The sequence below is a fragment of the Bradyrhizobium sp. LB14.3 genome (assembly GCF_040547985.1).
Classification (GTDB): domain Bacteria; phylum Pseudomonadota; class Alphaproteobacteria; order Rhizobiales; family Xanthobacteraceae; genus Bradyrhizobium.
Genome location: NZ_JBEPQT010000061.1, coordinates 1 through 13450 on the forward strand (window position 1 = coordinate 1; position 13450 = coordinate 13450).

General features: G+C 57.9%; 8 protein-coding genes, 3 pseudogenes and 1 other annotated feature. Of the genes and pseudogenes, 9 read left to right on the forward strand and 2 right to left on the reverse strand.

Going from position 1 to position 13450, the window contains the following annotated elements; genetic code table 11:
• Positions 1–108 precede the first annotated feature (108 nt).
• On the reverse strand, positions 109–180 hold the full coding sequence (locus ABIB00_RS38105; RefSeq protein WP_354107906.1) for a hypothetical protein: 72 nt from the start codon (positions 178–180) through the stop codon (positions 109–111).
• A gap of 226 nt (positions 181–406) precedes the next feature.
• Between ABIB00_RS38105 and ABIB00_RS38110 the strand changes: the two are divergent.
• The 4 genes and pseudogenes from ABIB00_RS38110 to ABIB00_RS38125 form a co-directional block, all read left to right on the forward strand.
• Positions 407–1224: pseudogene (locus tag ABIB00_RS38110) on the forward strand (IS256 family transposase); the annotation flags it as partial.
• Between the two features lie 595 nt (positions 1225–1819).
• Entirely contained in the window at positions 1820–3121 is a 1302-nt protein-coding gene (locus ABIB00_RS38115; RefSeq protein WP_354107899.1) for an NAD(P)/FAD-dependent oxidoreductase, read from the forward strand.
• Between the two features lie 282 nt (positions 3122–3403).
• Positions 3404–4504 (forward strand): DUF2817 domain-containing protein, encoded by a 1101-nt coding sequence (locus ABIB00_RS38120; RefSeq protein ID WP_354107900.1) that lies wholly within the window; start codon positions 3404–3406, stop codon positions 4502–4504.
• A gap of 538 nt (positions 4505–5042) precedes the next feature.
• Complete coding sequence (locus tag ABIB00_RS38125; protein WP_354107907.1) at positions 5043–5423, forward strand: hypothetical protein; 381 nt, start codon at positions 5043–5045, stop codon at positions 5421–5423.
• Here ABIB00_RS38125 and ABIB00_RS38130 read toward each other — a convergent pair.
• Positions 5383–6066, reverse strand: a pseudogene (locus ABIB00_RS38130) (transposase family protein); the annotation flags it as partial. The gene ABIB00_RS38125 and the pseudogene ABIB00_RS38130 sit on opposite strands and share 41 nt — an antisense overlap.
• Positions 5668–5785 (reverse strand) — a sequence feature (AL1L pseudoknot). Its footprint overlaps the pseudogene before it by 118 nt.
• An 830-nt stretch (positions 6067–6896) precedes the next feature.
• Here ABIB00_RS38130 and ABIB00_RS38135 point away from each other — a divergent pair.
• The 5 genes and pseudogenes from ABIB00_RS38135 to ABIB00_RS38155 form a co-directional block, all read left to right on the forward strand.
• Positions 6897–8366 (forward strand): M81 family metallopeptidase, encoded by a 1470-nt coding sequence (locus ABIB00_RS38135; RefSeq protein WP_354107901.1) that lies wholly within the window; start codon positions 6897–6899, stop codon positions 8364–8366.
• 101 nt (positions 8367–8467) lie between these two features.
• On the forward strand, positions 8468–9550 hold the full coding sequence (locus tag ABIB00_RS38140; RefSeq protein WP_354107902.1) for an ABC transporter substrate-binding protein: 1083 nt from the start codon (positions 8468–8470) through the stop codon (positions 9548–9550).
• 82 nt (positions 9551–9632) lie between these two features.
• On the forward strand, positions 9633–10679 hold the full coding sequence (locus ABIB00_RS38145) for an ABC transporter ATP-binding protein (RefSeq protein ID WP_354107903.1): 1047 nt from the start codon (positions 9633–9635) through the stop codon (positions 10677–10679).
• Between the two features lie 21 nt (positions 10680–10700).
• On the forward strand, positions 10701–12479 hold the full coding sequence (locus ABIB00_RS38150) for an ABC transporter permease subunit (protein WP_354107904.1): 1779 nt from the start codon (positions 10701–10703) through the stop codon (positions 12477–12479).
• Between the two features lie 107 nt (positions 12480–12586).
• Positions 12587–13318: pseudogene (locus tag ABIB00_RS38155) on the forward strand (transposase); the annotation flags it as partial.
• Between the last annotated feature and the right edge of the window lie 132 nt (positions 13319–13450).

Below are 13450 nucleotides of genomic sequence, written 5' to 3' on the forward strand. Positions count from 1 at the left end.
CGCGATCTCAAGCTTGATCGCCGGAACCTGACGCTCCTCCAACGCACCTTCCACGACCAGCGGCGCGAATGTCGGCTGCGATGCCTCGCGCGGCGCCAACATGCCTCCCTATCGGAAGCGTCGTCGCCAATCGTAAATCGGCCAGCGCGTCGCTCCGTGCTTGCGCGCCACCTCGGACACCTGGGCACGGGGTAGCAGACTCTCCGCGAGGATCCGAGCTCTCTGCCTCCGAACGCGCGCGGCGCCCCGACGGTCCTTCAAGGACCTCCAGCCGGCTCACCGGCCCTACCGATGAGCCGTCCAAATGGACGTCCTTTTTGCTGTCCAATCCCATCCCAAACCTCCGTCTAGAGCCGGAGGCTTTTTCGCACGTTCATTCGAATTCTGAAGCAAGGGTATCGGCTTCGCGCTTACGCTCGGCAAGGATGCTGCCGGATTGTCAGCATCTGCCATCGGCCGGAAGGACGGTTGGCTTGACGAACACACCGCGTGGCAGACGCGCGATCTGTCGGCGAAGCGCTACGTCTACATCTGGGCCGATGGCATCCATCTCCAAGCCCGCCTCGAAGACGAAAAGCAGTACGTCCTAGTGCTGATCGGCGCGACGCCGGAAGGCCGCAAGGAACTGGTCGGCTTCACCGATGGCTGCCCGCGAGACCGCGCAGGACTGGCGCGATCTGCTGCTCGATCTGAAGCGGCGCGGGCTCGATGTGGCGCCGCGGCTCGTCATCGCCGATGGCGCACTCGGGCTCTGGAACGCGGCCGGCGAGGTCTGGCCCTGCACAAGCTCCCCAAGCTGCCGAAGAGCTAGCAGCCGAAGGCCAAACGCGCATGGCGGAAACCAAGGCTGCCGCCGAGCGGGCGTTCGACGGCTTCATCGAGAGCTACGCGCCCAAAAACGAGAAGGGCGCCGACTGCCTGAGCAAGTGTCGGGACACGCTACTGGCGTTCTACGACCCCCGGCCCAGCACAGGAAACACCTGCGGACCCCCAATCCCATTGAAAGCACCTTCGGTGCGGTGCGCCACCGCATCATCCGATCGAAGGGCCGCCTGTCCAACAGGACGGCGCTCGCGCTGGTCTTCAGGCTGCTCGAGGCCGAACAGAAAAGCTGGCGCCGTCTCGATGGCCACAACCAGTTGCCAAAAACTCGTTGTCGGTGTGATATTCAACCAGGTCATCCCCAAACCGGCTGACCATCACCCAGCAACCGCCGCCGCCTGACCGGCCAGGCCGTCACCAACAATTGCCGATAGCTTCCAACTGCCGGAGCCGGCCCAGAATGCTAGGAAGAGCCTCGAACAGCATCTGGCGTAAATTGCACGGTACCCTGTCTTGCAGAAACTTGATCTGCATGCCTAGCTCGAAGGACTCAGCAAGCTGAGGTCGGATCGCCGGTTAGCTTTCGCCTCTAGAATTTTTCCTATCCCTGGCTGTCCTCGTGCAGGTCCCTCGGTCGGAATCTGCGTGAGCTCCCCGTTGCTGAGGCGCAATCAGGTCAATAGCCCAACAATGGCCTGGGCTGACCCTGGAGAAGGCACGCTGGGCGCGTTGACATCCTCGCTGTCGTCCGAAACATTCAAGGCGCCCGGCTCCGGTGCAGAATTTGAGCGCAAACGAGCGTTTTGTTGCAGCAATCAAAATCGGTGCATCGTTACATTTGCCATGTTTGAAGCTTAGCAAGCTGAGAAGAGATGCCCTACACGCTGTCATCCAGCACATTGCGGAGTGCTTCACTTGAACTATTGTGACCGGCTGGCTTGCTACCTTACTGGAATCGCGAGGCATGCCGCGCCAACAAGCGTGCGGGATTGATATAATGAAGAGCAATACAGCGCCTCGATACACCGCACGATCTGGGTGGAACGCCTTGCTTCCGGAGCGAGATCCACGTCAAGACTTCCCCCACGGGCGGAGATACTCTGCAATCGTTGTTGGAGCAGGGTATACGGGGCTGGGGGCAGCCCGTCGCCTTGCTGAGTTGATGCCTGAGAGTGAGATACTGGTCATCGAAGCAACCGAGATTGGGGAGGGGTCATCGGCCCGAAACTCGGGATTTGTGACGGTGACGCCTGCTAAACCGCAGGCAAACGCACATGGCTCGGCAGACGATGACGCTGAACGGAAAATCCGCATTTCGATCGCGGGGTTGGACTGGTTGCGAACGCTGGTAAGAGACCACGAAATAGATTGTGATTGGGACGAGAAGGCGCCGCGCATTGATGCTGCGGTCACGAATGCAGGAGAGCGCAGAGTTCACGCGCTGCGAAACTTGTACGAAAGATGGAGTATTAGGTGCCTTGAACATACTTTTGAAGGGCTGACCGAGTTTCTTGGCACCAATTATTACCGTTGCGGCTTTGAACCGCTAACCCGCGCTCTGGTACAGCCCGCGGCGCTTATCCGAGGCCTCGCTGACCACCTTCCTAGCAACGTCACGATCCTTGAACGTACGACGGTAGAGACGGTGGGGGGGAAAGGGCCCTTCCAGGTTCACACCAACCGCGGGGAGTTTGTTGCCGATAAGGTATTCATCGCGAACAATGCACATGCGAGGTCGTTGGGATTTCTGGCCGACAAGCTGATCATGGTCTACACATATGCAGCCCTCAGTCCGGAATTGGATGACAACGATCTGAATCGCTTGGGCAGCTTGCCGGCTTGGGGAGTGGTTCCAGTCTTTTCAATGGGAACTACCATGAGAAAGGTGCAGCGGCGCTTTCTCATACGTAGCTGCGCCTCATACGAGAAAGAACACGACACCGAAAAGATCCGCTCACATTTGACTCGGTTGTTTCGAAATCGGTTTCCGCGAATGAAATCCCACCAATTGGAGTATGTCTGGGGTGGGGCAACGGCCTTTACGTCCAACGGGCAATTCTACTTTGGCCAATTGAGGCCGGGACTGTACGCTTCTCTGGGATGTGCTGGGGGAGGGCTCTCGAGAGGCAGTATGCACGGGAAGCTTCTAGCTGAGATGGCGTGTGGCTCTCAATCTTCTCTTCTGACCGATCGGCTAATGCTGGCCAGTCCCAATTGGATACCGCCGGAGCCGTTTCGCGGTATTGGAGCGATAGCCAAGATGACGTGGGAAGGCTGGGTTGCTGGGCGTGAGCACTAAGGCAGATATCGAAAAAATGATCTTCGAGGCGGGCGTTGGATAGCGGCAATATTGCGGTTGATTGGGTGCGAGCACGATGCGGTGAGCCACAGGCAATTATTTTCGTGAAAGCCGGCAAAACGCGACCATCGTCACCGTTCCCTAATCCTCTCGGCGAGCCCTGCTCGCAAACCAAGAGACGAAAGACCGCCGTTCTGGGCTGAGAAGGATTAACTGGATTCGGGAGGATCTATCAGAAAATGATGCTACGCGTCCCAAGGATTCGAAGAAAGACGAAACACAATGGATCTTGATAGCGTGAAGCAGATCACTCGGACTGTCTTCTCTGAAAGCTACGCAGAAGCTAGGCAAAAGTTTATAGCGGCGGTACCTGGAGGGAGAGCTTACCCATGCGGTACAAAGGGGCCCTCCGGTGAGACTCTCTTCACGGATGCCGCTTATTTCGGCGACCCGCAAGCGAAGCAACTCTTGGTCCTGATCTCTGGCACGCATGGCCCGGAAGGATACTGCGGATCTGCAGCACAGCTTCTGTTTCTGGAAGCCAAGTTCCACGAATGCCTTTCGCTCTCCACGGGCGTGCTCTTCGTGCACGCACTGAATTGCTATGGCTTCGCTTGGGACCGCCGCGTTACTGCTGAAGGATGTGACCTCAACAGGAATTTTGTCGACTTTTCCAAGCAGCTTCCTTCCAACCCGGGATACGACGAGTTGCACGAATATTTCATCCCCGCGGATAGCTCAGAGGAGGGGCTGAGCTGCGCGGAAGCAGTGATCGCAAAGTTTCGCGCCTTGCATGGAGAACACAAGCTTCGGCTGGTAAAGTCATCTGGTCAGTACACTAAGCCGGGTGGTTTGCATTATGGTGGTGATAGGCCGACTGAAGCGAGGCGAACTCTCGAGCGTATTGCAATGGACTTTGAAGTTGCCAACCGCGATCAGGTCCTTATTGTCGACTATCATACCGGCCTCGGACCCTATGGCTACGGAGAGCTACAATGTGAGCACGCATCCGGATTGAGGGGCTATGAAAGAGCAGTCGCTATGTTTGGTCCGTCCGTGACATCACCGGATCTGGGCACCTCTTCTGGAGTAGCCATTTTTGGTTCGCAAGCAGACTTTTGGCAGGCTCGCTTGGAAGACCGCCACACTTACGTGTGCCTCGAATTTGGAACGTATGATCCAGAACGCGCACGGCAAATGGGCGTGTGGCGGGATGATCTCTGGCTTTTTATGCATCGCCCAGAAGAGGTCAATTCCGAGCTTGGCCGGAAAATTCGAAATACATCGAAAGAGTATTTCTACCCGCAAAGATCTGATTGGAAGGAGATGATTCTTTCGAGATCGCACCTGGTGCATCGACAGGCAATCGCGGCACTTGCATAAGCATATTCCTTCCGACCTCGGGCATTCCACTGTGATCGCAGATTGGTGAGATCTCGACGTACTCAGAACAGGTCTAGACGGTCGATTCCATGAAACCTGCGGGCATCGACAAAGCCGATTTCGTGAGATGGAAGGTTTGTTGGCGGATTCCTCGTTTGCAGTTGGCGGAGCTGTATCGCGGCAGGATGGCGACCAGCGCCGGGTATCGCGAGCACAGAATGCTGCTGGCGTATCGGAAAACTCCTTCGTTCTGCGCGGCGGGCCAAAGACTTTGGCGGTATCAACAGGCGGTGCAGACTGTGTCGAGCGAGCACTAGCCGATGGGCCGCTGGCGACCCTCGATGATCGTCCGCGACCGCGAAGGTGCCAACGATCACACGTGAGGCCAAGGCCTAGCTGGTAGTCGTTGGGCATGCCCAAGGCCAAGGACCACGGCTGTCAGCGTGAGTTGTGGACGATGAGGCTCTTGGCGCGCCATGCACGCGAGCACGGCCGGCTGCAGGGCATGCGTGTTTGGCCAATTTAGTCCAGGGAACGGTTGTGCAAGGCCCTTGGCCAAGAGGAAATCAAGCCGCACAAGGTGCGTTACCATCTCGGAAATCGCGATGCCGAGTTCGAACAGGAGATGGCGGAGGTCCTGGGCGTCTATCTTGACGTCCAAGTCCTGAAGAAAGCTTCGGCCAAGGGAAAGCGGCGGGTAAAGCCGATGACGATCGTCTCCTGCAACGAGGCCATCGCAACGACGGCGCCGGATTTGCCGCCCAACCCTGGCGTCCACGGGTTCAGCGAGTTTCTCAGGCTTATCGATGCCGCCTATCGGCCGAACACTGAACCACCCCGGTTTTGCCGAAGGCCGTTTGGTTTAAGTTATGGCCGCCAAAGTCGGAGAGCCAGCGGGCATTCGGTCGTGGCGCCTTGACCTGGCGGTTGACGGATCCAACGGGCATGGCGCGGCCCTGTCGCTCAGTGCTACTGACAGATTTGCCACGGATCACGCCTTCCAAACCCATGTCCCGCATCAGTCGTGATCGCGCACGCCATAAACCCGGAAGTTCTCCTCAAACACACGCCGGACCTCGATCTTCATGGCGGCGTCGTCCCTGGCGCGCGCCGAGAGTTTGGCGGGATCGCACCGCCTGCCCACGTGGGCATTGGCAGGTCGAGGGGGTGATCGGCAAGACCTTGCACGTCGGCTCGGCCCCATGCGCCCCACGATGATCGTCAATCAAGGCAATCCCAGCTTGGACCGCCGGTCGATCTCTGGCAGTCGCAGAATAAGCCCTTGGCTTGCGCAGGATCTCATTTATAGGCCTGCCGAAGCTCGCGGTTCTCCCGTTCCAAGGCCTTCAGCTTCTCGGCCAGCTGAGCGGGCACGCGGCCCGCTGTCGATCTCCGTCTTCGTGACCCGGTCATGCAGCGTCTGCGGCGTGCAGCCGATCTTGGCCGCAATCGAGGTCACCGCCGCCCAACACGAACGGATGCTCGCTCGCGTGATCCAAGACAATCCGAACCGCGCACCCCCGGACCTCGGGTGAAACCTTGTTCGTCGTCTTGCGTGTCATGGCTCCATCCTCGCAGGAGTCGGAGCCTCCGGCAAACCGGGGCGGTTCAGACCGTCTGATGTGCTTCCATCCATGAAAGCGCTGAGTTTGGTAAGGGACATGAAGATTAACAATCGATGACCGGGATGCGAGTACGTTCCCGGGAACGACGCCGCGAACTGCTGCTGCGCAGCCCATATCACGCCAGAAATGCTGTCACCCGGAGATTTGAATTGGGCTGAACACGCTGAATCGCATTTCCGCTGAGTTTGAGTGCTCTCGCGTGGATGTCTAAAGCATCGCGTCAGCACTCGAGTAACATCTAATCCGCTAGCGCCGCAACGTCCTCTTGCATTCTCGCTACTGGCGCGTTTCGCAATTGAAGTTGATTCGATTTCTACGCGTTGAGCAAGGTCGATAGCCCGCGACGGCGCCGTCTGAGAGTTGAGGCGCCGAAGAACGGCGCAACGATGCTTGCCACTCCGGCTCGGGTGCGCGGTCCGAAAGCTCAAACCGATGGCTCATGAGCGCAGAATTTCTGCAAAAATGAACTACAAATCAGGGAAAATCGGTGGCTCAGTCCGGTACATCTTGTTCAAGGCTAAGGTAGCAATAGTCAATTCACAAGATGGGAAACGCTAAGGAGACAAGCGATGAGCTTTCGGTGATACGGGCTTCACCTAGCCCGACCCGGTGGTCCCGTGAACGACCCTCGACGGCCTGCGTGTAGCGACACCGTAACCGCCGAGCTTGCCCTCCGGAGCACTCGCGTAGCACAACAATCCCGCAACACGTCCGGCTTTTGTGGCTGGCGACAATGCAGCGTTTGCCTGACAACGGAGATGCCTTCAATGCGCTTGTTTGCTGCCGCACTTGCCACGGAAAGTCACCCCTTATCGCCTCTTCCGACCGGGCTCGATTCCTTCAAGGAATGCGTTTTCTTGCGCCCTGGCGAGCATCCCGAAGGGGGGCCGCTTTTCGGCACCGAATCGCTCTGGGTCGCACGTCGCCGGGCGGCTGCGGAGGGTTTTACACTTGTCGAGGGAAGTTGCTTTGCCGCCTCGCCGGCCGGCATTACGAACCAGCGCGACTACGAGTTTTTGCGTGACGAAATCCTGGGTCAGCTGAAGGCCGCGCTGCCCATTGATGGTGTGCTGCTCGGCCTCCATGGTGCGATGGTAGCGCACGGTTACGACGACGTCGAAGGCGACATCCTTGAGCGCGTTCGCGCGCTCGTTGGCCCGAAGTGCGTGATCGGGGTCGAGCTTGATCCGCATTGTCACCTAACAGTCAAGCGCGTGAATGTGGCGGACATCGTTGTGCTCTACAAAGAGTATCCGCACATCGACACGGTGGAGCGCGCCGAGGAGTTGGTCGATATCGTGCTCAGGACCCTGCGCGGGCAGGTAAAGCCCGTGATGTCGCTCTACGACTGTCGTCAGATCCAGCTTTATCTCACGACGCTGCCTTTGATGCGCAGCTTCGTCGACCGGGTCAAGTCACTGGAGGGCAGGGACGGGGTGCTCTCGATCTCGGTCTGCCATTGTTTCCCCTGGGGCGACGTACCGGAGCTATCGGGCCGCATCCTTGTAGTGATGGATAAAGACAAAGCAAAGGGCGACGCACTCGCCACCGTGATCGGCAAGGAGTTCATCTCGATGCGCGCTGACATCGAGGCACAATACGACTACCTTTCCGTCAACGACGGTATCGACGCTGCAATGGAATCCACCGACGCGCCAGTTGTGCTTGCAGATATCACGGATGCTGCCGGTGGCGGCGCGTCTTCCGACAATACAACGGTTCTGCGCTGCCTCATCGATCGCCAGGTTGAGAGCGCTGCCGTGATCTGGGACCCTGTCGCGGTGCGGCTCTGTTTTGACGCGGGCGAGGGGACCAGCTTCCCATTGCGACTCGGCGGCAAGATGGGCCCCATGTCGGGCAGTCCAATCGATGCGACAGCGACCGTTATAGGTCTCAAGCGTAATTGCATGAATTTCTATGGTGGTACCCAAGGCTCTCTCGGCGACTGCGCCGCGGTGCGGATCGGTGCGGCTGATGTCGTGCTCGTTACCAATCGGGCGTCTACTATGACGCTGAACCTCTTCCGCAGCGTGGGTGTCGATCCAATGGCTAAAAAGGTCGTGGTTTCGAAAAGTGCTAGACCTCTCGTAGGGGCGGATGGCCCGCTGTCCAACAAAATGATCTATGTCGACAGTGGTGGGCTTCTGAAGGTCGACTATCGGAAGATACCTTATAGCCGCGTCACGCGTCCGATTTGGCCGTTGGATGAGGTGGTCAGCCCCGGTCTCATCATTTGAATTGGGAAGTGCCTATAGACGACGGGCGGCATTGAATTGCGTGATCCACCGCTCCGACGCGGGGAGTCGAACCAACATATTGACAATGGAGGAGAGAGACCATGAGTTTCCTGATCAATCGTAGACGCCTCATGCTTGCGACGTCTTCCGCGGTTGCAGCCGGTGCGCTGTCTTCAGCGGCCGGCCGCGCGGCGACAAACGAGCTAAGGGTTGTCGTGGGCGGTGGTGATTTTGGCAAAGCCTTCATCGAAGCTTATGTAAAGCCGTTCGAGGCTGAGACGGGCGTCAAGGTGATCCGGATTACTCAGAACATCACCGACGCGCAGGTTGCGATGATGGTAACGTCGAACAGTGTCTCGGTCGACGTGGGCATCATAGGTGACGTGGACAGCTTGGCTTCGAAGGGCTGTCTCGAAAGGATCGATTACTCGATCTACAAGAAAGAGGATCTGGAAGGAATTATAGACGGCTGCAAACATCCGTTTGGCGTCGGCCCTTACCTCGTTTCCTTGAACATGGTCTACAACACTTCGAAGTTTCCGGCTGGCGGGCAGCGGCCCGTGACCTGGGCCGATTTCTGGGACGTCAAGAAGTTTCCTGGCGCCCGCTCACTGCCGACGGTGACCTGGGGTTGCTGGGAGGAAGCTCTCTTGGCGGACGGGGTTCCTGTAGACAAGCTCTATCCCATAGATGCTGACCGCGCGTTCGCGAGCCTCGACAAGATCAAACCGCATATCCGCAAGTGGTGGGGGAACGGGTCCGAAATTTTGCAAATTATGCGGGATGGTGTGGCCGATCTCGCAGAATGTTTTGACGGTCGAGCGGTTTTCCTGATTGACCAAGGTGCACCCATCGAGATCAATCGGAACGAAGCCAAGCTGTATTGGGATTATCTGGTTATCCCAAAAGGCAGTCCGAATGCCGAGAATGCGCAGAAGTTCATCGAATTTACCTTACGGTCAGACCGCCAAGCAGCATTTGCCCAGTTGTATCCCCAAGCTCCCAGCAATCGTAACGCCTACAAGCATTTGCCCGAGACGGTAGGTCGCAAACTTTGTACCTATCCTGAATACATGGCGACCAGCTATTTTCAGAACATCAAATGGTACCGCGAGACCGGCTCGGATGGCCTGACAAACGGGCAGCGGCTACTCCAGCGATGGAACCAGTGGATTCTTAAGTAGCGCCAGAACGCGTGGACTGTGGAGGCAGAGTCGCGACGCGATCGGCGACCCTGGCGCTCTATCATGCCTTCAGCGAGTCGCCATGGAGAGAAGCTTGATTCCTGCGCAGATTGAATTTCGCAGCCTTACAAAGATGTATGGCCCCGTTGCTGCGGTCAAGGACCTATCCCTGACCATTTCCCGCGGCGAGTTTCTCACAATACTTGGTCCGAGCGGCTCCGGTAAGACGACAACACTGATGTTGCTGGCTGGCTTTGTAGCGCCCACGCAGGGAGATATCATGATCGCCGGAAGATCGGTCGGCGCGGTGCCATCCTATCGGCGAGATCAAGGCATTGTTTTCCAAAGCTACGCGCTCTTCCCGCATCTCACGGTGCGCCGGAATCTTGAATTTCCGCTCGAAATGCGTGGGGTGAAGGCTGACGAGAGGGCAACGCGGGTAGACCGTATTCTTGAGCGGGTGCATCTCGCAGATCTGGGTGGTCGCATGCCCTCTCAGTTGAGTGGCGGTCAACAGCAGCGGGTGGCGCTTGCGCGTGCGTTAATTGCCGAGCCGCCGATCCTGCTGCTCGACGAGCCCCTTGGCGCGCTCGATCGAAACCTCCGCGAGCAGATGCAGGGCGAGATCAAAAATCTGCACAGGGAGTTCGGCATCACAACCGTCTGCGTAACGCACGATCAGGACGAAGCACTCACGCTATCCGATCGCATCGTCGTTATGCGAGCCGGAAGGATAGAACAAATTGACGCCCCGGAGGCGCTCTACGACCGGCCCGCTACACGCTTTGTAGCGAAATTTCTGGGCGAGGCGAATATCTTTGAAAGCCCCCGTTTCAAGCTCGAATCAGATGCCGCACAACCGCCCGGCAGCGTGGCAATGATACGACCGGAGCGAATCTGCGTCGCGGCACCCGAGGCGCCGAGGCCCCCTGATGCACACCAGCGCCAGTGCGTCATGGGTACGGTAGACGAGATGATCTATTCCGGCCCGTTGCGCAAATATCGTGTGCGCGTTGCAGGCAGTGCGCTCGTTGTACGCGAGCATGTAGCTTCGGGGCAGCAGATATTCCAACGAGACGACCAGGTGCGGCTCGAGTGGCTGCGTTCAGACCTACGCTTCGTAGCTTGAGGCGCTGAGAGGGAGACTGACATGGAGACCCTTCAAAAACTCAGCCGAATGCCTATCTGGCTTACGGTGCCGGCGCTTGCTATCCTACTCGTCGTCTTTGGCGTTCCGATGGTTTTGCTGTTCCTGACCAGCCTCAATGCGCCGGCCTTATCGATAGTCAACTATCAATCGTTTCTCATCCAACCCGCGAATGTCCGCGTACTCTTTCAGACCATCGAGGTGAGTGTGGTGGCGACGGCCATCTGTCTGCTTCTCGGCTATCCGATGGCCTATCTCATAGCGATCGCTTCGAAGCACCTTCGCGCCGTCCTCATTGTGCTTACCTTTATCCCATGGTTGACCAGCGGCGTCGTCCGCACCTACGCTTGGACCGTCATCCTTGGTGACCGCGGTCTAATAAACAGTCTGCTGCTCAAGATGGGCCTGATTTCGAGCCCGCTGGAACTCATCTACAATCGGACGGCGGTCTATATTGGCATCGTGCACATCATGTTACCGGTCATGATTCTGCCGCTGCTCAGCGTCATGATGGGCATCGACAAGTCGTTGATGGCCGCCGCTAACAGTATGGGGGCGCGGCCATTTGCGTCTTTCTGGCGCGTATTCTTCCCACTCAGTCTGGCAGGTGTGCGCAGCGGGGTGTTGCTTGTCTTTGTCGGTAGTCTCGGCTTCTACATCACACCAGCCGCTCTCGGCGGGCTGCGCGATGCCATGCTGTCCAATTTCATTGCGTCCCAGATGGCGGCCTCCATCGATCTGGGCCCTGTGGCCGCGTCGGCCTTCATTCTCCTAGGGATCGCCGCATTCGCGCTGTCCATCTTCGGACTCAATCTTTCCACCCAACACGGCGTCGTTGTGCAGAAAGAGCGCAAATCTTGGCAGCTCTCGCTACTAGCGTTCAGGAGCGTGACAGTCCATGTCAATGAAGTCGCCGCTTCTTTCAAGGCGGCGCGATGGAGGGTCCAACTATACCAAGCCGCTGGTAAGGGCAACCGCTCGAAGTTGATTGGCATATTCTTTATGGTGGCCGTCATGATCTACCTGCAGTTTCCAGGCCTTATCGTGATAGCTATGTCCTTCAGCGCCGGCGCGGTATTAGAATTTCCGCCATCGGGGTTTTCACTGCAATGGTACCGGTCCTTCTTTGGGGACCCGACTTGGACCGACGCTTTCTGGGCGAGCCTCCAGGTCGCTATCATTGTTGCCATTCTGTCGACGATCGTCGGCACGCTCGCGGCATTCGGTCTTAGCCGTACCTCCCCGCGGGTGCGCTCGTTTCTGACCTTGGCAATTCTGATGCCGATTACCTTTCCTCTGATCGTCGTGGGCGTCGCGATCTATTTCGGACTGGTCAAACTGGGTCTAATCGGGACCGCGACAGGTTTGGTGCTCGCGCATAGCGTCGGAGCGATGGGTACTGTAGTCGTCATTGTTTCGGCCAACCTGTCGAACTTCGATCGGCGGCTGGAGCAGGCGGCAATGAGCATGCGGGCCGGGCCTCTACAGACTTTCTCAAAGATCACGATTCCCTTGATCCGTCCCGGCATTATAGGCGGCGCCGTATTCGCGTTCATACATTCTTTTGACGAGGTCGTCGTCACTTCGTTGGTCAGCGGATTTTCAATTCGCACGCTGCCGCTGAAAATGTTGGAGAACATCAGCAACCAGATCGACCCCACGATTGCTGCCGTGGGTTCGCTGTTGACGGTATTGCCCGTACTGTGGCTCATCGCGCTCTATTTCACTTGGTGGAAATCGAGACCGTTGGCGCGGAAAGTTCACGCGGAACCCCTCATTTGACGGATCGGACGGGCCGCGGCCTCCCTCCGAGGGACACTCCCTCGGCACTTGTTGACAGCTATGATCACATTCCGCTCGAAAACGAAGGATTGGCTACTTGGACGCTGGAAAAGCTGCGCGATCACGGCTATCTGCGGCGCCAGGACAGCCATGCCGAAATTGCGGCTCTCGTCAGCGACGGTGTGCCGCTCAAGGAGATCGTCCGCCGCACAGGACATTGTCGCAATCTGGTTCGCCAAATTAGCCGCGGCGGCGGTACGGATGTGTTCCGCACCCGTCAAAGCACCCTGGACGGGCATCTGCCGTTCCTGGACGCGCAGTGGTCAGGCGGCTGTCGCAATGGTGCCGAACTCTGGCGCCGTTTGAAGGGACAAGGCTTCAAGGGATCGCTGCGCGTGGTGGCGGAATGGTCGACGCGACGGCGGCGTGCCGAGACCATCAGCCATCAACAATTGCAGAAGGTCCCCGCCGCCAGGACGATAGCGCAGTTGATGACGACGAAGCGCGACTACCTAACCAAGGCCGAGACCGTCACGCTTGCCGTCATCGAACAAAACGTTCCTATGCTGGCTGATGCCCAAGCTCTCGTTGGCCGCTTCCACGCGATGATCCGAAGGAAGGCCGAGATGGAGCTCGAACCTTGGATTGATGAATCCCAGCGGAGCCTCATTGCCTCCTTCGCGAATGGAATTGCCAACGATAAGGGCGCGGTGCACGCCGCTATTACGCAACCATGGTCCAGTGGCCAAGTGGAAGCTCAGATCACCAAGCTCAAGCTGGTCAAACGGCAGATGTACGGTAAGCGCGAAGCCGATACCCTTGCTTCAGAATTCGAATGAACGTGCGAAAGAAGCCTCCGGCTTGGACGGAGGTTTCGGATGGGATTGGACAGCAAAAAGGACGTCCATTTGGACGGCTCAACGAGGGGGTCGGTGGGCCGGCTGGAGGTTCTTGAAGGACCATCGGGGCGC